This is a genomic window from Rhizobium sp. Root274, from assembly GCF_001429245.1.
Lineage (GTDB): Bacteria > Pseudomonadota > Alphaproteobacteria > Rhizobiales > Rhizobiaceae > Allorhizobium.
The window spans coordinates 278,932-299,643 of record NZ_LMJE01000007.1; the positions used below are offsets into that span (position 1 = coordinate 278,932).

22 protein-coding genes are annotated in these 20,712 nt (G+C 61.4%); 15 read left to right on the forward strand and 7 right to left on the reverse strand.

All coding sequences use genetic code 11. From position 1 onward, the window contains the following. Positions 1–12 precede the first annotated feature (12 nt). Positions 13–2,352 carry a glucose/quinate/shikimate family membrane-bound PQQ-dependent dehydrogenase gene (locus tag ASE36_RS10305; protein WP_062278929.1) on the reverse strand — a complete coding sequence of 780 codons (2,340 nt, stop codon included), beginning with the start codon at positions 2,350–2,352 and terminating at the stop codon, positions 13–15. 225 nt (positions 2,353–2,577) lie between these two features. On the opposite strand from ASE36_RS10305, the gene pncA reads away from it, so the two are divergent. From pncA to panB, 3 genes are all read left to right on the forward strand, one after another. Beyond that, positions 2,578–3,204 (forward strand): bifunctional nicotinamidase/pyrazinamidase, encoded by a 627-nt coding sequence (pncA, locus tag ASE36_RS10310; protein ID WP_062278931.1) that lies wholly within the window; start codon positions 2,578–2,580, stop codon positions 3,202–3,204. A gap of 91 nt (positions 3,205–3,295) precedes the next feature. Then, positions 3,296–4,168: a pantoate--beta-alanine ligase gene (gene panC, locus ASE36_RS10315; RefSeq protein ID WP_062278933.1), complete on the forward strand. Its 873-nt coding sequence runs from the start codon at positions 3,296–3,298 to the stop codon at positions 4,166–4,168. A gap of 1 nt (position 4,169) precedes the next feature. Continuing rightward, positions 4,170–4,997: a 3-methyl-2-oxobutanoate hydroxymethyltransferase gene (panB, locus tag ASE36_RS10320; protein ID WP_062278935.1), complete on the forward strand. Its 828-nt coding sequence runs from the start codon at positions 4,170–4,172 to the stop codon at positions 4,995–4,997. A 3-nt stretch (positions 4,998–5,000) separates the two neighbouring features. Here panB and ASE36_RS10325 read toward each other — a convergent pair whose 3' ends face one another. Continuing rightward, positions 5,001–5,249, reverse strand: coding sequence for a DUF2164 domain-containing protein (locus ASE36_RS10325; protein ID WP_244474719.1), 249 nt, complete (start codon positions 5,247–5,249; stop codon positions 5,001–5,003). 144 nt (positions 5,250–5,393) lie between these two features. On the opposite strand from ASE36_RS10325, the gene ASE36_RS10330 reads away from it, so the two are divergent. Together ASE36_RS10330 and ASE36_RS10335 are read left to right on the forward strand one after the other, a co-directional pair. After that, on the forward strand, positions 5,394–6,119 hold the full coding sequence (locus ASE36_RS10330) for an AzlC family ABC transporter permease (RefSeq protein ID WP_062278940.1): 726 nt from the start codon (positions 5,394–5,396) through the stop codon (positions 6,117–6,119). Beyond that, positions 6,116–6,427 (forward strand): AzlD family protein, encoded by a 312-nt coding sequence (locus tag ASE36_RS10335; RefSeq protein WP_062278942.1) that lies wholly within the window; start codon positions 6,116–6,118, stop codon positions 6,425–6,427. The genes ASE36_RS10330 and ASE36_RS10335 overlap by 4 nt, the downstream gene beginning before the upstream one ends. A gap of 2 nt (positions 6,428–6,429) precedes the next feature. Here ASE36_RS10335 and ASE36_RS10340 read toward each other — a convergent pair whose 3' ends face one another. Beyond that, entirely contained in the window at positions 6,430–8,265 is a 1,836-nt protein-coding gene (locus ASE36_RS10340) for an aminopeptidase P family protein (protein WP_062278944.1), read from the reverse strand. Positions 8,266–8,539: 274 nt separating this feature from the next. Here ASE36_RS10340 and ASE36_RS22860 point away from each other — a divergent pair, with 274 nt between their 5' ends. Next, entirely contained in the window at positions 8,540–8,713 is a 174-nt protein-coding gene (locus ASE36_RS22860; protein ID WP_062278946.1) for a hypothetical protein, read from the forward strand. Positions 8,714–8,851: 138 nt separating this feature from the next. Here the strand turns inward: ASE36_RS22860 and ASE36_RS10350 are convergent, their stop codons facing one another. Both ASE36_RS10350 and ASE36_RS10355 read right to left on the reverse strand, forming a co-directional pair. Further along, complete coding sequence (locus ASE36_RS10350; protein ID WP_062278949.1) at positions 8,852–9,736, reverse strand: 50S ribosomal protein L11 methyltransferase; 885 nt, start codon at positions 9,734–9,736, stop codon at positions 8,852–8,854. A gap of 86 nt (positions 9,737–9,822) precedes the next feature. After that, the gene (locus ASE36_RS10355) at positions 9,823–10,422 is read right to left on the reverse strand and encodes an SCO family protein (RefSeq protein ID WP_062278951.1); all 600 of its coding nucleotides are present in this window, start codon (positions 10,420–10,422) and stop codon (positions 9,823–9,825) included. Here ASE36_RS10355 and ASE36_RS22580 point away from each other — a divergent pair. From ASE36_RS22580 to ASE36_RS10375, 5 genes are all read left to right on the forward strand, one after another. Then, positions 10,421–10,714: a hypothetical protein gene (locus ASE36_RS22580; protein WP_156378630.1), complete on the forward strand. Its 294-nt coding sequence runs from the start codon at positions 10,421–10,423 to the stop codon at positions 10,712–10,714. The two genes, ASE36_RS10355 and ASE36_RS22580, sit on opposite strands and share 2 nt — an antisense overlap. A gap of 129 nt (positions 10,715–10,843) precedes the next feature. Beyond that, on the forward strand, positions 10,844–11,635 hold the full coding sequence (locus ASE36_RS10360; RefSeq protein ID WP_062278956.1) for a DUF2189 domain-containing protein: 792 nt from the start codon (positions 10,844–10,846) through the stop codon (positions 11,633–11,635). 187 nt (positions 11,636–11,822) lie between these two features. Beyond that, complete coding sequence (locus ASE36_RS10365) at positions 11,823–13,790, forward strand: methyl-accepting chemotaxis protein (RefSeq protein WP_244474720.1); 1,968 nt, start codon at positions 11,823–11,825, stop codon at positions 13,788–13,790. A gap of 1 nt (position 13,791) precedes the next feature. Continuing rightward, positions 13,792–14,256 (forward strand): chemotaxis protein CheW, encoded by a 465-nt coding sequence (locus ASE36_RS10370; RefSeq protein ID WP_062278961.1) that lies wholly within the window; start codon positions 13,792–13,794, stop codon positions 14,254–14,256. A gap of 221 nt (positions 14,257–14,477) precedes the next feature. Next, positions 14,478–14,834, forward strand: a complete 357-nt coding sequence (locus tag ASE36_RS10375) for a hypothetical protein (RefSeq protein WP_062278963.1) — start codon at positions 14,478–14,480, stop codon at positions 14,832–14,834. A 102-nt stretch (positions 14,835–14,936) separates the two neighbouring features. On the opposite strand, the gene ASE36_RS10380 is transcribed toward ASE36_RS10375, so the two are convergent. Together ASE36_RS10380 and ASE36_RS10385 are read right to left on the reverse strand one after the other, a co-directional pair. Next, entirely contained in the window at positions 14,937–15,422 is a 486-nt protein-coding gene (locus tag ASE36_RS10380; RefSeq protein WP_062278965.1) for a CreA family protein, read from the reverse strand. A gap of 45 nt (positions 15,423–15,467) precedes the next feature. Next, entirely contained in the window at positions 15,468–16,112 is a 645-nt protein-coding gene (locus ASE36_RS10385) for a 3'-5' exonuclease (protein WP_062278967.1), read from the reverse strand. 260 nt (positions 16,113–16,372) lie between these two features. On the opposite strand from ASE36_RS10385, the gene ASE36_RS10390 reads away from it, so the two are divergent. From ASE36_RS10390 to ASE36_RS10405, 4 genes are all read left to right on the forward strand, one after another. Continuing rightward, a complete protein-coding gene (locus ASE36_RS10390; RefSeq protein ID WP_062278968.1) occupies positions 16,373–16,909 on the forward strand; it encodes a GNAT family N-acetyltransferase in 537 nt (178 codons plus the stop codon). A 177-nt stretch (positions 16,910–17,086) separates the two neighbouring features. Continuing rightward, complete coding sequence (locus tag ASE36_RS10395) at positions 17,087–19,180, forward strand: DEAD/DEAH box helicase (protein ID WP_062278969.1); 2,094 nt, start codon at positions 17,087–17,089, stop codon at positions 19,178–19,180. Positions 19,181–19,341: 161 nt separating this feature from the next. Next, positions 19,342–20,211, forward strand: coding sequence for a TIGR02587 family membrane protein (locus ASE36_RS10400; RefSeq protein WP_062278972.1), 870 nt, complete (start codon positions 19,342–19,344; stop codon positions 20,209–20,211). Positions 20,212–20,221: 10 nt separating this feature from the next. After that, entirely contained in the window at positions 20,222–20,626 is a 405-nt protein-coding gene (locus ASE36_RS10405; protein WP_062278974.1) for a TIGR02588 family protein, read from the forward strand. Positions 20,627–20,712: the final 86 nt, after the last annotated feature.

Genomic DNA, 20,712 nt, shown 5'->3' on the forward strand with positions numbered 1-20,712 from the left:
GCCTGCCCGGCCTCAGTCGGGCAGCGTATAGGCGATCACATAATCGCCGGGCTTGGTGCCGACGGACCCGTGACCGCCCGCCACCATCACGACATACTGCTTGCCATTATCAAGCGCATAGGTCATCGGCGTCGCCTGGCCGCCGGCCGGCAAACGCGCCTCCCACAGCTGGTTGCCGGTCGTCAGGTCATAGGCGCGCAGATAGTCGTCAACAGCCGCACCCAGGAAGACAACGCCGCCCTTGGTGATCATCGGGCCGCCGATACCCGGCACACCGACCTTGAACGGCAGCGGCAGTGGCGTCATGTCGTAGACAGTGCCGTTCCGATGCTGATAGGCGGTCTGACCGGTGCGCAGATCGACGCCGGCAACCGTGCCCCATGGCGGCGCTTGGCAGGGAATGCCGAGCGGAGAGAGAAACGGACCCATGACCACGCCATAAGGCGCGCCTTCGTTTCGGTTCAGCCCCTGCTCGGAACCCTTCTCGCCTTCTCCCTTCGGCGGGATATCGGCGCGCGGCACGAGCTTGGACGTGAAGGCCAGATAGGTCGGCATGCCGAACATCACCTGCCGCTCCGGATCGACCGCAACCGAACCCCAGTTGAACGTACCGAAATTGCCGGGATAAACGAGCGTTCCGTTCAGCGACGGCGGCGTGTACTGCCCCTCGTATTTGAGCTTGTGGAACTCGATCCGGCACATCATCTGGTCGATGATCGACAGGCCCCACATGTTCCGTTCCTCAAGTGTCGGCGGGCGGAAAGTCAGGTCCGAAATTGGCTGTGTCGGCGAGGTGAAGTCTTCCGGGATTGCACCACCCGGCGCCGGCAGTTCACGCACCGGAATGATCGGCTCGCCGGTTCGACGGTCGAGCACATAGATGTCACCCTGCTTGGTGGGCCCGACCAGAGCTGGTACCACGGCACCTTCCTGGTTGGTGATATCGATCAACACCGGCTGAGCCGGAACGTCCATGTCCCAGAGATCGTGATGCACGGTCTGGCGGACCCAGCGGTCCTGACCGGTGTTTACATCGAGCGCGACGATTGAGGACGAGTATTTTTCGACGGCCTCCGTCCGGCCCATGCCAAGCTGATCCGGCACCTGATTGCCGAGCGGGATGTAGACAAGGCCCAGCTGTTCGTCGACGGAAAAGACGGACCAGCTGTTCGGCGAATTGGTCGTGTAGCTCTGACCTTCCCCGATCGGAGCCGTCTGGGTCGGATTACCGCTGTCCCAGTTCCAGACGAGTTCACCGGTGTTCACGTCGAAGGCGCGAATGACGCCGGACTGCGATTCCGTCGAGTAGTTGTCATTGACGGCGCCGCCGATGATGATCTTGCCGGCCGCAATGACGGGCGGCGAGGTCGAGTAGTAGTAGCCGGCCGGGTTGTAGCGCATGCCCTGGCCAAGCTGCAGCGTGCCACCATTGGCAAAGTTCTGGCACACCGCACCGGTTGCAGCATCGAGCGCGATCAGGCGAGCATCAGAGGTAGGCAGGTAGACGCGCGCAGCACAGGCGGCTCCTGCCGTTGCAGCCGGATCCTGATAATAAGTGACGCCGCGGCAGGTCTGATGCTGCCGGTCGGAGTTGAGGCCGGCATTGGCGTCAAATTTCCATTTCTCCTTGCCTGTCGCGGCATCAATGGCGATGGCCCAATTGTGCGGCGTGCAGACATAAAGCGTGTCGCCTACCTTCAGCGGCGTCACCTGATAGGTCGTTTCGGTGACATCCTGCGGCTGTTTTACGTCGCCGGTCTGGTAGGTCCAAGCAACTTTCAGGTCCTTGACGTTATCAGTATTGATCTGGGTGAGCGGGGAATAGCGTTGGCCATAGGGCGTGCGGCCATACTGGTGCCAGTCACCATCCGGCACATCGCCACCCAGCGTAGGAGCCGCCGCGACCTGATCTGTCGGCAGGCTGCCGGAACGGTCGTAGGGGTCGGAGAACAGGGAGATGGCCGCTGTGATGACGGCGATCAGCACCGGCACCGCCAGGGGCAGAACGGAAGCAGCGACCCGCCCGCGGCGGTGCTCCGGCCCAAGGCGACGACGCACCCAGGGAAGCATCAGCCAGAGGCCGAGGACCACCACCAGACCGCCACGCGTACCGAGCTGCCACCAATCCAGCCCGACTTCCCAGATCGCCCAGATGAGGCTGCCGAGAATGAAAAGCCCGTAAAGCCAGAGCGCCTCCGCTCGGCGCAAGAAAAGAAGAACAGCGGTCGCCAGAAAAACGAGGCCGGCGATCAGATAATACAAACTTCCACCGAGGGCGGCGAGCTGCGCTCCGCCGACCCCGAGCACGAGCCCTAACAGGGCGAAAATGCCGATGGTGATGGTCAAAAACATACCAAGTCCATTCATGTCTGGGAATATTCGAAATGGTCCCACGCGTCGTAAGGCGCGGGAGGCGGGACCTGCGACACCAGTCGAACGGAGCAACGGAACGATTGTTCCATCGCCGATGGAACAATCGTTCGGCGTCCGCACCGCGTAGAAATTTCCAAAACTTTCCCTTGATCCCTTCCCCATGCATTGCCATCTTGCGCCGCACAACAAGCGGAGTTCCCTCACATGACCAAGGCCCTGCTGCTGATCGATCTCCAGAACGGCTTCTGCCCGGGCGGAAACCTGCCGGTTGCGGATGGCGACGCCGTGGTGCCAGTCGCCAATCGCCTGATGCGCGATGGCGGCTATGATCTGGTCATCGCGTCACAGGACTGGCACCCCTCCAATCATGGCAGCTTCGCCTCCCAGCATGCAGGCAAGAAGCCTTTCGACATGGGTGAGCTCTCCGGCCAACCGCAGGTCATGTGGCCGGATCATTGCGTGCAGGACACGCCGGACGCAGACTTTCATCCCGCCCTGGACGTGAGCCGCATCGACCACGTGCAGCGCAAGGGAGAGAACCCCAAGGTCGACAGCTACTCCGCCTTCCGGGACAATGATCGTGCCGCCCTGACGGGTCTGGCTGAGTTCCTGAGATCGAAGAACGTCACCGAACTGGACCTGCTGGGCCTCGCCACAGACTATTGCGTCCGCTTTTCAGCGCTCGATGCGGTGGAAATGTTGCCGGGGGTCCGGGTTCGACTGATTGCCGATGGCTGCCGGGGCATCGATCCGAAAGGCGTCGAGGACGCGCTTTCCGCCATGGCGGATGCCGGCGTGGAGATCACCGACAGCAGCCGAATCGGAATCTGAAGACAGAACTGCAAATGATTCGTGCGATTGCCTTTTTTGGCGGCACGCGTTAGAGGCGGGCGCAAGAGCAAGACAGGGAGGACGCCCGGTCATGGATATCATCACCACGATCGCCGCTTTGCGGGAAAAGCTCGCAGCCCGTCGCAGAAGCGGCCAGTCGATCGGTTTCGTGCCGACCATGGGCTATCTCCACCAGGGGCATCTGAGCCTCGTCTCCCGGTCGAAGGCTGAGAATGACGCAACCGTGGTGTCGATCTTCGTCAATCCGCTGCAGTTCGGGAAGAACGAGGACCTGGAAAAGTATCCACGTGACCTCGACCGCGACGCCGCACTCTTGCGCGATGCCGGCGTGGATTTCCTCTTTGCGCCCTCAGTCACGGAGATGTATCCGGAGCCGATGCAGACGGTGGTCGATCTGCCGAAGCTCGGCTCTGAACTGGAAGGCGAAGCCCGACCCGGCCACTTCGCCGGCGTGGCGACCGTCGTCTCCAAGCTTTTCAACATCGTCCAGCCGGACGCCGCCTATTTCGGCGAGAAGGACTACCAGCAGGTGACGATCATCCAGAAGATGGTCGAGGATCTCGCCCAGCCGGTGCGGATTGTGCCCGTCTCGACGGTGCGCGAGGCAGATGGCCTCGCATGCTCCTCTCGCAATGTCTACCTATCGCCGGCCGAACGCGCGGCTGCCGTCATCGTGCCGAAGACGCTGGCAGAGGCCGAACGCCTGCTTTTGACGGGTATCCGGAACGTCGCCACGCTGGAAGAGAAGCTTTTGGAATTCCTGCGCACCGAGCCCTTGGCAGAACCGGAGGTCGTCGCCATCCGCGACCCTCAGACCCTGGAGCGCATCGAAACGGTCAACAGAAACGCGCTCGTCCTTCTCTACGTCCGCTTCGGCAAGACGAAACTTCTCGACAACCGCATCATCGGCCAAGCGGCCGCCACCGGCATGGAGGCCGCCTGATATGAGCACACCACCCCGCCAGAAGCGCTTGACCCCGGCCGATATCGGCGCCCTCAAGGGTGTGAGGCCGATCGTTTCGCTCACCGCTTACACGACACCTGTCGCCCGGATCATGGATAACCATTGCGACCTGCTGCTGGTTGGCGACAGCCTCGGCATGGTGCTCTACGGACTGGACACCACCGTCGCCGTCACCATGGAGATGATGATCGCCCACGGTCAGGCCGTCATGCGCGGCACCAAGCGCGCCTGCGTCATCGTCGACCTACCCTTCGGCTCCTATCAGGAGAGCAAGGAACAGGCTTTCCGCAACGCCGTACGCCTGATGAAGGAAACCGGCTGCGACGGCGTGAAGCTCGAAGGTGGCGCGGAGATGGCCGAAACAGTCGACTTTCTGGTATCGCGCGGAGTTCCCGTCTTCGGCCACATTGGTCTGATGCCCCAGCAGGTGAACACCTCTGGCGGTTACCGCTCCAAGGGTCACAGCGAAGCCGAACAGGACAAGATCCGCCGCGACGCAAAAGCCATCGATGAAGCTGGCGCCTTTGCCATGGTGATCGAAGGAACGGTCGAGCCCCTCGCCCGCGAGATCACCACCACAGTCAAATCCGCAACGATTGGCATTGGCGCATCGCCAGCCTGCGATGGCCAGATCCTCGTTTCCGACGACATGCTCGGCCTGTTCAACGAGTTCAAACCGCGCTTCGTCAAGCATTTCGCCGAACTCGCCAATGTCATCGACAAGGCGGTTGCCGATTATGCCGAAGAGGTAAAGGCCCGCACCTTCCCCGGCCCCGAACACACCTTCCAGGTTCGGCCAAAAAAATAGCCATCACGCCTCAGGTCTGCGCTCCAGCTGGTCGATGCCATCGTTCACGTCATCGACATGCCGCATCAGCAAGGCCTGAGCGTCGCGAAGCCCGGCATTGTAGAGATAAGGGCCTGCAAGACGCAGCACAGCGTTCAGCAGTCCCTCCGCCTCGAAGCGGCCGATCTCCAGATCGAACTCCTCGCTGAGATACGCCTTCAGCTCCATCGCAATGTGATCACGCGCCTCTTTGGGAAGTTTATCGCTGGTCAATATTGTGCTCCCCTTGCCGCCGTCTGTGCGCTTGATCACCGTTATCGGAGCCAAGCATCAATGGAGATGGTCGTTCCATCAATCCTATTGGTTTGCACGGCGAGAGCCAACAGGCTAGCCAAGGCCCAAAGCCGAGAGAACTGAATGTCCCGTCGCGTTCCCGCCCCCCGTTCCGAATTTGCCGAAGGCGCATTCAAAGCCGTGCCGGTGATCATTTCCGCCGGCCCCTTCGCCATCCTCTTCGGCGCCGTCGCGGTCGCCAATGGCCAGACCGTGGCGGAAGCGACCCTCATGAGCGCGGTTGTCTATGCAGGCGCAAGCCAGTTGGTCGGCATCGAACTCTTCGGCCAGCACGTGCCGCTGTGGATCGTCGTTCTGTCGATCCTGGCGGTCAATTTCCGCCACATCCTCTATTCGGCAGCGCTGACCCCGTTGATCGACCATTTTACCCTGCCCCAGAAACTTCTGAGCTTCTTCCTGCTCACCGATCCGCAATTTGCGGAAACGCTGGCGCGCGGAGAAACCGGCCACACCGTCACCTACCGCTGGTATCTGGGTTTCGGCGCCGTAATCTATTTCCCCTGGGTCGCGATGTCGGCGATCGGCGGCATGCTCGGCAAAATCATCGGCGATCCCGCGGTCTGGGGAATCGACGTGCTGCTACCGATCTATTTCATGGGACTGGTGCTCGGCTTTCGCCGGCGCAGCAACTTTCTGCTGATCGTCATCGTAAGCGGCGTGGTTTCCGTCCTCGCCCAACACCTGGTCGGTGCCCCCTGGCACATCAGCATCGGCGCCATCGCCGGCGTGGCACTCGCCGCCCTCCTGCCACCGAAAACGGAAACCACGACCGGGGAGCAGGCGCCATGAGCACGCTGTTCACGCCCTATATGGTGGTCCTGATCTTCGCCGCCGCCGTCGCCACTTTTCTCACGCGGGTCGGTGGCTATATCCTAGTCAAGCGCCTGAAGACCATGCCGCCACGTCTGGAGGCCGCCTTGAACGCCGTGCCGGCGGCGGTGCTGACGACCCTCGTAGCACCCGCCTTCTTCGCCGGCAGCATCGACATCAAGATCGCCATGGCGGCCGCCCTGCTGGTCGGCCTGCGCTTCTCGGCCATCCCGATGCTGATCGCGGGATGGGTTGTCGTCATGGTGCTGCGCCAGATCCTCGTCTGACCTCAGCGCCAGAACGGCGCCGTCGCCTTCTCCAGCCACTTGCGCGGCGCCGGATCGGAGATCAGCGGCATCAGCTCGTCACGCGTCTTCTGGTGATAATCGTCCAGCCAGCACAATTCTTCCCGCGTCAACAGGTCCTCGACGATCAGCCGGCGATCGATCGGAACGAAGGTGAGCGTCTCGAAACCGAGCATCGGCTGGTCGCCGCCTTCGATCGCCTCCGCTTCGCGCACGTAGATCAAATTCTCGATGCGAATGCCGAAACTGCCGGGGCGGTAATAGCCAGGCTCGTTCGACAGGATCATGCCGGGCAGGAGCTCCTGCGTCGACATGCGCGAAATCCGCTGCGGCCCTTCATGCACCGAAAGATAAGAGCCGACGCCATGGCCGGTGCCATGAGCAAAATCCGCGCCGGCCTTCCACAATGCGATGCGCGCCAGCGGATCGAGATCGCAGCCGCGCGTCCCCTTCGGAAAGCGCGCCATACTGATCGCGATCATGCCCTTCAGCGCCAGCGTGAAGAAGCGCCGCTGCTCGTCGGGCACCGTGCCGACGGCGAGCGTCCGGGTGATGTCGGTCGTCCCGTTCACATATTGCGCGCCCGAATCGATCAGGAACATCTCGCCCAAATGGATCGGCCGATCGCTCTCCGTCGTGACCCGGTAATGCATGATGGCGGCATGTTCGCCGGCACCGGAGATCGTCTCGAAGGAAATATCCTTGAGCGGGTTCTGCATGCGCTCGCCGACCCGCGCGCGTGTCGCTTCGAGTGCTTGCGCTGCGGCAATCTCCGTCAGGCTTCCAGGCGGTTGTTCGTCGAACCAGGAGAGGAACTCGACCATGGCAACGCCGTCCTGCAGATGCGCGGCAGCGGAGCCGTTGAGCTCGACCATGTTCTTCACCGCCCGCCCGAGTTTGGCGGGATCGTTACCTTCCACCACTTCGCCGCCGAAATGGCGGATCAGATGGCCGAGCACATGCGGCGCGAGATCCGGATCGACGAGGATGCGCGCGCCGCCGGCGCAAAGCCGCTCAAGCCGCTCGGCAAGCAGCTTCGGATCGACCTGCTCGCAAAGGTCCCGCAGATAGGTCTCCACCTCAAGATTGGTCTTGCGCGCATCGAGGAACAGTTCGGCCGTGCCATCCGCCTTGATGAAGGCGCGCGACAGCGGGTGCGGCGTGTGCGGAACGTCATTGCCGCGAATGTTGAAGATCCAGGCGACGGAAGACGGATCGGTGATGAAGACGGCGGCGAGCCCCCGCTCGGTCAGATCAGCAGCGATGCGGGCGATCTTGTCTTTCGCCGGAACGCCGGCCTGGTTTTCGGCCTGAATGGCCACCTTTCCCAAAGGCTCAGCCGGACGGTCGCTCCACAGCCGATCGACCGGATTGAACGGCAGGAGCACCAGCGCTCCGCCGATTTCCGCCAGCGCCTGTTCAAGCCTGCGCACTTCGGCGCCCGTATGCATCCAGGGATCGATGCCGAGGCGGAAACCCTTGGCAGCATGCTTTGTAACCCACTTGTGCGGCGGCTCGCCCACCAGATCCCCCGGGGTGAACACGGCGGGATCCACCTGCTGGGCAAGCTGCGTCACATAGCGGCCATCGACGAAGACAACGGCTTGACTGACGGTCACCAGCAACTGGCCTGCAGAACCGGTAAACCCTGTCGCCCAAGCCAGGCGTTCGGCAGAGGCTGGGACATATTCGCCCAGATACTCATCCGAGCGCGGCACGAGCAGACCGTCGATTTTGTTTTCGGCGAAAAGCCCGCGCAGGGCCTCGATCCGAGCCTTGCCGTGCTGCGGGGTGGATTTGACGTCGAAGGACTGGAACATGAGATGCCTGCGGCTGATGGACGGGATTCTTGTCCGGCCTTATAGCAAGCCCGACCCGCCCTGCCCATCCGCCAGAATTCAACTTCCGGGGATGCCGAAGAAGGCAGTTGCACCCCCATCCATCCGTTATGCCTAAATTTAAGGCCATCCTCATGTTGCTATGCAGCAATTGCAGGGCTCCCGTGCCACAAGTCCCCTGCCTCAAGGAACCATCCTTGCCTATATTCACCCCATGACGACGCGCCGACCGCGTCGAACCGAAAGGAACCGAGAAATGGCTAAGTCCTTCCTGCGCACCGCCCTCGACAATCTCGTGGAAGCCCGCCAGCGCCGGGCCGATCTCTACGCCACGGGCGCCCTGCTCTCTCTCGACGACGCATCGCTGAAGGCCATGGGCCTGACCCGGGATGAACTGCGTCGCCGTCCGTCGCAGCGTTCGATCATCTGAAATTTTACGATAGCATCCGCTCGAGCGCTCCTCCCACGCTCGCGGACCAAGGCGCGGCACGATGCCGATGCCAAAAAGGCGGCTCCTTGCGGGCCGCCTTTTTCATGTAGGATAGAAGGACGTACCTGACTCTAGGAGTCAGCCCTTCCCTTGCGTAAAGTGGATCGTCACCCAGCCATTGCGCCAGATGGTACGCACATGCGACAGACCCTGGCTGCTATAGGCGGCAATCACCTTCCAACGCTGGCTCGCCAGAATACCCGACAGGATCACTGAGCCGTTGGGCGCCAGATGTGTCACCAGTTGCGGTGCCATCTTGATCAACGGACGCGCCAGGATATTGGCAATGATGAGATCAAAGGGTCCGTATTCCCGAAAGGCCGTCGAGTGAAAGCCCGGAGCGGTGCGAAAATCGATCGCATCGACCACCTGGTTGCGCCGCGCATTGTCACGCGCGACACGGACGGCAATGGGATCGATGTCTGTGGCCAGCACCGGGATTTGCCGCAGCTTGCGCACCGCGATGGCAAGCACACCGCTCCCGGTGCCAAGATCGAGTGCATTGCGCACCTTGCGCGACCGCACCACCGTTTCAATCACCTCCAGGCAGCCCGCCGTCGTGCCATGATGGCCGGTACCGAAGGCTTGGCCGGCATCGATTTCGATGGCGATGTCATGCGGCTGAACCTTGTCTCGGTCATGCGAGCCATGCACCAAGAAACGCCCCGCCCTGACAGGGGTCAAACCTTCGAGCGACTTGGCGATCCAGTCGATATCGGGAATGACCTCCCTTTCGATCGCAAGGTCGGCAAACTCTTCAGCGATGGCGGTTTCGAAGCGTGCGCGAACCGCATCCTCGTCTTCCATCATCAGATAGATCGAGGCTTCCCAGATATCCGCCTTCTCGTCGACCTCTGTGGTCGCGATGGCGAAATCCTCTTCGCCGAATTCGAAGCCCAGCAGATCGAGGACGCGATTGGCATTGACTTCGGTCGTGCTGACAAAAAGGCGGATCTCGCTCACGGCTGTACTTCCTCGGACGTCTGAAGGTCAGGCGTTGCGGTACAACGCAATGGCCGCCAAGGCAACCGCCGCAGGTGAAGCGCCTATCAGCCCTTCATCAGGTATTCGAGCTTCTTCACGGCCGTATCAGGATTTTCGCCGTAAGCGATCGTACCCTTGAAGCGTCCTTGGGCGTCCAGCAGGAAGACGGATGCCGTGTGGTCCATGGTGTAGTCGCCATCCGGCTTGCTCTCGTCGAGCGGCACCTTTTTGGCATAGACACGGAACCCCTTGATGACCTCGGCAACCTTTGCAGGATCGCCGGCGATACCTTTAACGCGATCGGTGACGTTGGAGATATACTGGCCCAATATCTCCGGCGTGTCGCGTTCCGGATCAACCGTGACGAAATAGGCCTGCAGGCCCTTGGCCTCCGGATCGACCTTCTTCAGCCAACCGTCGAGTTCGAACAACGTTGTCGGGCAAACCTCTGGGCAATGGGTAAAGCCGAAGAACAGCGCCGTCGGCTTGCCGCGAAACGCCTGCTCGCTGATCGGCTTGCCATTCTGATCCACAAGCTGGAACGGCACGCCAAACGGTGCCTCGGCGATCTTGTCGTTTGACTGCGTGACACTGTAGGTCAACCAGCCGAGCGCACCGGCCATGATGATGACGGCAGTCCACAAGACGATACGAACGGCTTTCATGAAGGGCAATCCTCGGCATCAAAAAAGAGTTGCTGAGCCGGATAGGCCTAAGGCCGCGGAAAAGCAATTCAACTCGGCGCAACAGACTGCACAGCGCGGATTTGTCACGGCACAGCATGCCTTGGGGACATCAGAAACAATAGGCGAGGCCCGAGTCAACAAGATCGAGAAAGATCTCGCCTCCAAAACGCATCCAGCCGAGGAAAATGACGAACGCCATCAGCACCGCGGCAAGCCCAAGGGCAGCCAGGGGAAGAAAACGAGGCCGGTGTTGCGAGTACATCATCCTTAAATCATAACGCATTGCGAGCCGGAAGACACGCCCAATCACCTCCCCACAGGCCAACTTGACGGATATCAAGGAATGGAATCAGATTTTGCTGCCAGATTGATGGAGCGACCGACGTCTTGGGAGGGACAGATGGACCAGCATATCGTCAGAGACGGCTCATTGCCGAAATTCCGGATCAATCGGCTGACGCTGGAGGATGTCGTCGCCTCGTTTGCCGACGGATGGCGTGATTTCCGCAGCTACCCTTTCTATGGACTGTTCTTTGGAGCCATCTACGCGCTCGGCGGGCTCTTCATCGCGGTCATGCTGGCCTATTACCATCTGCCTTGGATGATCATCCCGGTTGCCATCGGCTTCCCGCTGGTCGGCCCTTTCGTAGCGGTCGGCCTCTATGAAATCAGCCGGCGTCATCAGGCCGGTGAGCCGATCGGGTGGAAAGCTGTTCTCACCGAGGTCTGCCGCCAGCGCGAGCGTCAACTGTCGTGGATGGCGTTCGTAGTGCTTTTCATCTTCTGGATCTGGATCTACCAGGTTCGCCTGCTGATGGCACTTCTCCTCGGATTCCGCATTCCAGCCACGCTGAATGCCTTTGTCGATCTCGTACTCTACACCCCCGAGGGCCTGACATTCCTCGCCATCGGAACACTGGTGGGTGCAGTGCTGGCGACCATCCTTTTTACCGCAACTGTCATCTCGATGCCCCTTCTCCTGGATCACGACCCCGATTTCGTCACCGCCATGCTGACGAGCATGCGAACCGTCATGGAGAACCCGCTACCGATGCTCACCTTCGGCTTTGTCATTGCGGTGGCGGCCTTTCTCGCTCTCCTGCCGGCTTTCGCGGGCCTGCTCGTGGTCCTTCCGGTCGCAGGCCACGCGACCTGGCATCTTTATCGCCGCGCCATTTCAACCGGCTCATGACAGGCGACCCTATCGGCTCTCAAGGTTGAGTTAAATTAGCGTACGTTTAACTATAATATGCGAATCTCAGCCCGCGTCGTGGTGGAGACACCACGCGGGACATGACTGTCCAACAGGTCCTGCCTGGCTTCGCATGACATCGACACAGCGCGCATCATAGGCCGCTGGGAGCCTGGGGAGACACAGCTTGTTGAATTACATTACGGGTAAGAACCTGTCGGTCAGGCAACGTCTGATGACCTTGGGAGCCGCCGCCGTGCTCGGCATCGGCTCGATGCTGGCGGTCGGCTGGTACCAGAACGCGCAGCTCAATCTCTCACTGGATCGTGCGATCACAGTCAAGGACGAGGTCGAGAAGGTCAACGAAATGCGGCTGGCTAATGCCAGGCTCGTTCTGGCGGCCATGGACACGATCATCGATCGGGGCGAAGGCAGCATCCAGCCGGAGCGCCTTGAGATCATCAATTCGGCGACCGCAATCCTTGCCGAAGGAAGTGCGACACTGAAAGACATTGCCGCCGAAGCTGGCGCTGCCGGCGAGGTCGCGACCTATGACAAGGACCTGCAGGTCGTCACCCAGGCGATCAAGATCGATCTGAAAAACATGGTCGAAACGGGTGCATCGGATGACAAATACGCCGCCATCGACGACGCAATTGATGGCGCCGGCGAACGCCTTGGCAGCACGCTCAACAATATCTCGGCGCTCGGCGGCAATATTGTCGAAGAGCGCGTCGCCGAGGCAACGAGCCGCAGTACCGAAGCCTTGCATGTCCAACTCGTTCTCGGCTCTCTCGCTTTCCTCACCGTGCTCGCTTTGCAATTCATCCACGGCAACTCCATCGCCAACGGTATCCGCGCCGTTGCCCGCAGCATGCAGCGCATTGTCGACGGCGATTACAACGCAACGATCGAAGGCACGGAACGCGGTGACGAAATCGGCAACATGGCCAAGTCGGCGGATGTCTTCCGCCTCGCTGCTATCGAAAAGGAGGACCTCGAGGAAAGCACACGCAGCCAGCGCCTTCAGGACGAAGCCGAACGCGAGCGTCGCATGTCGACTGCCGAAGCCGATACGCGCGCCCTGAAGCTCGCCGTGGACGCACTCGGCAAAGGTTTGAAAAACCTGTCCGAAGGAGACCTCTCGGCCGAGATCACCGTGACCTTCCCGGCCGACCTCGAACGGCTGCGGCACGATTTCAACGAGGTCGCGACCAACCTCAAGACGGTCATGACGGAGATTGCCAGCAACAGCAGTTCGATCCACGCCAACAGCCAGCAGATGCGCAGCGCGGCGGACGACCTCGCCCGCCGAACCGAACAGCAGGCAGCATCGCTGGAAGAAACCTCGGCTGCGCTGTCCGAAATTACCCAGACCGTCAAAACCTCGACCGAACGCGCCGAGGAAGCAAGCCATATGGTCGACAACGCCAAGGACTACGCGGAGAAGTCCGGCGCGGTGGTCAACGATGCCATGGCGGCAATGAACCGGATCGAGGATGCCACCGGCGAAATCGGCAAGATCATCAATGTGATCGATGAAATCGCCTTCCAGACCAACCTTTTGGCCCTCAATGCCGGCGTCGAGGCTGCCCGTGCCGGTGATGCCGGCAAGGGCTTCGCGGTCGTTGCTCAGGAAGTCCGTGCGCTGGCCGGTCGTGCCGCCGAAGCGGCGCGTAACATCAAGACGCTTGTCTCCCGCTCCAGCGAGGAGGTGCGCAGCGGCGTCGATCTCGTGACGGCAACCGGGGAGGCCCTCCACCGGATTGGCGAAGATGTTTTACGAATTAATGAGCACGTTAAGGCAATCGTTACCAGCGCGCGTGAACAATCAGTTGGACTGAGCGAGATTAATTCGGCCGTCGGACAGATGGACCAGGTCACGCAACAGAATGCGGCGATGGTGGAGCAGACCAACGCGGCATCCCATACCCTGGCCAGCGACGCAGAAAACCTGTCGCGCCTGGTCGGCCAGTTCAAGATGAACTTGGACCACACTGCTCATGCACATGCTTCGGAGCCGGCCGCCGCCGCTGCTCCCGCAAGACCCTCTCCCGCGCGTGCCCTGATCAAAAAGGTAGCCGGGACATTCAACCGAACGGCCTCGGCATCCGCGAGCGGTGCCGCTGCAAAAGAACACTGGGAAGAGTTCTAAGATGAGCAATGCTATCAAACAGTCGGGTGCGTATCTCGAAATCGTATCCTTCCATCTCGGCGATCAGGAATTCTGCATCGACATCATGGCGATCCGGGAAATCCGCGGCTGGGCGCCGGTGACCCCGATGCCGCACACGCCGCCTTACGTGCTCGGTCTGATCAACCTGCGCGGCGCCGTTATTCCGGTCATCGACATGGCCTGCCGTCTGGGCATGAAAATGACCGAACCGTCGGAACGCGCCGCCATCATCGTGACCGATATCGCCGGCAAGCTGGTGGGGCTTCTGGTCGAGCAGGTCTCCGACATGATGACCATCCGCTCGGAAGACCTGCAGCCGGCACCGGAAATCATTCCGGAAGCCCAGCGCGCCTTCTGCCGCGGGATCGTTGCCCTCGAGAAGTCGATGGTCTGCTTCCTCAACCTCGACACCGTGATCGCCGACGAACTGGCTCAGGCCGCCTGAGCCGACTGCTCTTCCCGAGACAAGCGTGGCGTCGCCGCGCGGCCCCTAAAAGCTCGCAACGCGATTGGCCCATAGCCGATCGCCTCTTTAGCTGTGTCTGGTGCTCACACTTTAGTTATCGCAAGCAGTGGTTTGTTTGATGGAACTGCTCGCGGGCCGGCACGTTTCCCCTAAGCTTCCGACGAAGGGAAGTTTCTACAAAGAAAACAAGGAGAAACACCATGAATTCTGCTGTAAAGCTCGCTCTCGCCGGTGCCATGACCATCGCGTCCGCCTCGGGCGCCGCACTGGCTCAGACCACGGATCCGATGGTCGACACCACGGCGACGACGGCCTCGACAATGAGTGACGACGTCACCGTCGTTTTGATGACCAGTCTCAATGACGAAAGCACCCGCGAGAAGTTCACCAAGATCCAGCGGCTTTCCAAGAGCGAAACGGCCATGGCGGAAGCCCAGGCTGAGCTCCAGAAGGACCCTGGTCTGACTGCCGCACTGACGGCTCAGAACGTCCAGCTCGAGAATGTGGTTCTCGTGGAGACCGCTGCGAACGGCGGAAAGACGGTTTACCTCAAGTAATCCACCGTCTGTAGACCAATAAACAACGCCCTGGAACCTATGGTCCCAGGGCGTTTTCTATTGAAGCACATCATAAAACTTCCTAGGGCCGAAAAGCTCGGATCACTTCGGCTTGCCGTCAGCCCAGATGACGTTCTGGTTGAACAAGGGCACCGTGGAGATCGACATCTTGGCCGAGCCCTCCACCACCTGGCGTGAATGCGCCAGATAGATCAGCGTATCATTCGACTTGTCGTAGATCCGGTTGACGACAAGAGACTTCCAGATGATCGAACGCCCCTCGCGAAACACCTCCTCGCCCTCTTCCGACAGATCGATCTTGCCGATCTCGATCGGCCCCGTCTGGCGGCAGGCGATGGAATTGTTCGACGGATCCTCAAACCAGTTGCCCTTGCTCAGACGGTCGATGATCGAACGGTCGAAATAGGTCACGTGGCAGGTGACGCCCTTCACCTCAGGATCGGTGACGGCCTCGACGACGATGTCATTGCCGACCCAGTCGACACCGACCTTTCCGACGACTTCCGCGAGAGCGGGGGCCGCGATGCCGGCGGCAAGGGCAGCGATGATGAACAGTCGACGAGACATGGCCTCACTCCTTTGTGATCGATGACCTCTAGATAAGCCGCCGCATCAGCCTTGCAAGGCGACAGCCGTCCGCTTCGGCTTCCGGGCAAAGGAACAGGCGTCATAACCACCGCGATGGATCCGGCCAGGATTGAGCGCGAGACGGCTCGCGAGATCAATGAGACCCGTCGCCCCCGCTTCCGCTGCCATCGCCAGACAGGCCTCTGCACAGATTCGCGCGTCTTCCGCAGCATTGTGGTGCTGAAACGAGAGCCCCAGATGCGCCGCCAGCACATTCAACCGGTGCGAACCGAGGTCCGGCCAGTGACGCTGGGCGAGCTTGACGCTGCACAGATAGGAAAATTCCGGATAGGCCATTCCATAGAGATCAAGACTGGCGCGGATCACCGAAAAGTCGAACGCGGCGTTGTGAGCGACCAGTATTGCGCCTTCGAAATCCCCCAGGAACTCCGAGATCACATCGGGAAATTCCGGCGCGTAGGCGACGTGTTCGGGCCTGATGCCGTGTATGGCGGTGTTGAACGGCGAAAATCTGTTGCCCGGGGGCCGGATCAGCCGCTCCTCGACCCGCACCACCACGCCGTTCTCGATAAAGGCGAGGCCGATAGAGCAGGCGCTTGCGCGTGCCTCCGTGGCAGTTTCGAAATCGATGGCGATCGCACGCTCGGCGAAAGGTGTTATGGTGAACATGCAATGGGCATAGACCGAGGAGAAGATTCGAGCAACCGCTCCGACCACCACCCTTGACAGGCAGACATTCTGCCAGCACCTTTTGCCTATGACGTTTGCACCCTCGGCCCTTCTCATGACCATGCTCACCGTCGTCCTGTTCCAGGGCGCTGGGCGTGTCTCGATGGCCTGATCGGTCGCAAGTCATTCCCCGGCAACCCTGCGAGACAGCCGGGGTTGCAGGACAAACCGGCTCTCTCCCTCGATCGAAATGAGAGCCCATGCAACAGTTGACCAAGCCTGCCCCTGTTTCGTCCGCCTCGTCCTGGCCGGAAGGCCTCGTCATCCGCCCCTCCACGCCGGCAGACGCTCAGCAGATCGCCGACTTCCACAATCTGCCTGGCTACCGTGCCGGCACCCTGCGGCTGCCCTACCAGCCAGCGGAAGACGTCCGAAAAACCCTTGAGCAGCCACGCGGCGAAGCCATCTCTCTTGTCGCCGTGATGGACGAGATAATCGTCGGAGATATCGGCCTCGTCAGGGCGACCGGACGCCGCGCTCATGCGGCCACGGTCGGAATGGGCGTTCACGACGCCTACCAGCGCCGCGGCATCGGCCGCGCTCTGCTCGGCGAGATCGTCGCGATCGCCGATGATTGGCTCGACCTGCGCCGCCTTGAGCTTGCCGTCTTCTGCGACAACAAGGCCGCAATCGGCCTCTACCAGTCCTTCGGATTCGAAACGGAAGGCGTCTACCGGTCCTACGCCTTCCGGTCCGGCGCTTATGTCGATGCCTTCGCGATGGCACGCCTGCGGTGAGTGAGATGAAATCGGCGTCTGGCGTGATTGCGCCGGCGCCTTCACCATGTCCCGCCTTTTCACCCCGGCCCCCTGTACTTTTGCGGAGGTTCCGGGTAGGAACGGCGCCAACATACCCGCACTCGGCGGGCGCGGTGCCTGTGCCCGCACCATCCATCACTTTCGAAAGACAAATGCATGACGAATTTTGACGCCATCGTCCCGGCGATTGCCGAGGCCTTGCGCAAGCGTGGCTATGAAACCCTGACCCCGGTTCAGGAAGCCATGATCGACCCCGAGCTGCTGGGCCGTGACGCCCTCGTGTCCGCCCAGACCGGGTCGGGCAAGACGGTGGCCTTCGGTCTCGCCATGGCTCCGACCCTTCTGGAAGGCGAAGCACGCTTCGGCCGCGCCGGAAAGCCGCTGGCCCTCGCGATTGCCCCGACCCGTGAATTGGCCATGCAGGTCCAGCGCGAACTGGAATGGCTCTATGCCGAGACCGATGCCATCATCGGCTCCTGCGTCGGCGGCATGGACATTCGCAACGAGCGCCGTGCGCTGGAACGCGGTGCTCATATCATCGTAGGCACGCCGGGCCGTCTGCGTGACCATATCACCCGGCGCGCGCTGGATCTGTCTGAGCTGAAGGTCGTCGTTCTCGACGAGGCCGACGAGATGCTCGACCTCGGCTTCCGCGAAGACCTCGAATTCATCCTCGAAGAATCGCCGGATGATCGCCGCACCATGATGTTCTCGGCCACGGTGCCGCGCTCCATCGCCGATCTCGCCAAGAGCTATCAGCGCGACGCCCGCCGCATCGAAACGGTGTCCGAGCAGAAGCAGCACGTCGACATCGAATATCGCGCGTTGATGGTCGCCAACCCCGACCGCGAAAACGCCATCATCAATGTTCTGCGCTTCTATGAAGCCAGAAATGCGATCGTCTTCTGCTCGACCCGTGCCGCCGTCAATCACCTCACCGCCCGCCTGCACAATCGCGGCTTCTCGGTTGTGGCCCTCTCCGGCGAGCTCTCGCAGAACGAACGGACCCATGCGCTGCAGGCCATGCGCGACGGCCGCGCCCGCGTCTGCATCGCAACCGACGTCGCCGCCCGCGGCATCGACCTCCCGGGCCTCGAACTCGTCATCCACGCGGATCTTCCGACCAATTCGGAAACGCTGTTGCACCGCTCTGGCCGGACCGGCCGCGCCGGCAACAAGGGCGTCTCAGCCCTCATCGTGCCGAACAGCGCTCGCCGCAAGGCCGAGCGCCTGCTCGGTGGTGCCAATGTTCGGCCGACCTGGGCACTTCCGCCCTCGGCCGACGAAGTCATGGCCCGCGACGACGAGCGCCTGATGGCAGATCCGTCGCTCACCCAGCCGATCGGCGAAGACGAAAGCGCCATGGTCGCGACACTGCTTTCAACCCACGGCGCCGAACAGGTCGCCGCCGCCTTCCTGCGCCTGCAGCGGGGCAATCGATCTGCCCCGGAAGATCTAATTCCGGTCAATCCCGAAGCCGTACGCAAGCAGCGCGAGCCGGATTACGCCAACCCGTCCAGCGCCGCCACCAAGCCGCGCAGCGAGTTCGGCCCGAGCGTCTGGTTCTCGGTGTCGGTCGGTCGTCGCCAGAACGCCGAGCCGCGCTGGCTGATCCCAATGCTTTGCCGCAACGGCAACATCACCAAGAACGAAATCGGCGCGATCAAGATGCAGCAGGAGGAGACCTTTATCGAGATCTCCGAAAGCGGCCTCGACACCTTCGTTGCAGCGCTTGGCCCGAACGCGGCCCTGGAGCGCGGCATCACCGTGCAGCGCCTGCCGGGCATGCCGAATTTCAACGCCGCCCCGAAGGAACGCCCCGCCCGCCCGCCGCGCGAGGAAGGCGAGCGCCAGCCCTATGCCGACAAGAAGCCTTACGGCGAGAAAAAGGCTTATGGTGATAAGAAGCCCTACGGTGAGAAGAAAGCCTACGGGGACAAGAAGGCTTATGGCGACAAGCCAGCCTATGGCGATAAAAAGCCTTACGCCCGCAATGATGAAGCTCCTGCCCGCGCACCGCGCGACGCCATGGCGGTAACGGATGCTGAAGTCTGGGGCGACGCACCGGCCAAGCCGGCCTTCAAGAAGCCGAAGGGCGCCTCCAACGCCTGGGACAAGTCGGCCAAGCCCGATTGGGCTGGCAAACCGAAGGGTGACAAGCCCGCTTACGCCGGCAAGCCCAAGGGCAAGTTCGACGATCGTGGCGCCCCGGGCGGCGCGAAGAAGAAGTCCTTCAAGCCCAAGGGTTGACCGATAACTCGGCCGGGTGGCCGGACGCTCAGAAGGCCGGCCCCAGAGCCGGCCATCATCTGCTTCGCCGCTGACCTCGGCAGCCGGCATAGTTTAGCCAGTCTCTGATGGAACAACATCTTTCCCTCCCGCATTGTCGCCGGGCAGGACAAGGTGGAACAATGGCTTCGACAGAGACACGGCAGACGACACGGACGGACGTCGACGCTTTCCTGAGGGGCATCGCCCGCGGCTTTGCCGGCGCGCTGCTCTTTTCCATTCCGATGCTGATGACGATGGAGATGTGGTTCCTCGGCTTTTACATGTCGCGGGAACGGCTCCTCCTCCTCCTGATCCTCAACATGCCGCTGTTGCTGGTGCTCTCTCACCGCATCGGCTTCGAACACACCACCACCTGGACTCAATCCGCCCGAGACGCGGTCGTCGCCTATGGCATGGGCATTATTGCGAGCGCCGCTATCCTCGTCCTGCTAGGCGTCATCACCATCGACATGCCACCGGACCAGTGGATCGGCATGGTCGCGGTCCAGGCCGTGCCCGCCAGCATCGGCGCCATGCTCGGCCGCAGCCAGCTCAGCATGTCCGATGACGACGACGAGGATGGCGACACCGAGGACGAGCGGGAGGAAAAGCCTGGCACGAGTTACGCCATCGAACTGTTCATGATGGCCGTTGGCGCGCTGTTTCTCTCCCTTAATCTCGCCCCGACCGAAGAGATGATCCTGCTCGCCTACAAGATGACGCCCTGGCATGCCCTGGCGCTCGCCGTGATTTCCATCCTGCTGATGCACGGTTTCGTCTATGCGCTTGCCTTCCGCGGAAGCCATTCTCTCCAAGAGGACGAGCCGCGCTGGCACGCCTTCATCCGCTTTACCCTGCCCGGCTACGTGGTTGCCCTCGCCGTCAGCCTTTATGCGCTCTGGACCTTCGAGCGGCTCGACGGAATGGCCGCTGTCGAAGCCCTGCTGGTCGTGATCGTCCTGGCTTTTCCCGCCGCCGTCGGAGCGGCCGCCGCCCGGCTGATATTGTGAGGTCCCCGTGATGAGTTCCCAACCCAAAAACATCGAACAACTACGGCCCCACTGGATCGAATGGCTCACCGGCCTCGTCTCGCTCGCCGCCATCTGCGGTGTCATCGGCTGGCTCGCGTTGGACATCTGGACGACGGACGATCGCCAGCCAGAACTGGTCGCGCGGGTCGTCTCGACGGAAAAGGTCGCAACCGGCTTCCAGGTCGTCTTTGAGCTGCGCAACAGGGCGACACTCGCGGCGGCGGGCGTTGAGGTCCGCGCGCAACTCTCGGAACAGTCCCGTCTGGTCGAGGAAGCGGAAGTGACCTTCGACTATGTCGCTGCGGGTTCTACCGCACGCGGTGCAGTCATCTTCGAAAACGACCCTTCACGGCTCACCCTGAAGATCCGCGCTGTCGGGTTTACAGAGCCATAAAGGTAACAGACCGAAATTGGCAACAACGCAATCTTAAGTTACAGCTTCACGGAAACTTAATTTTTGAAGGGTTAGAAATACTACAC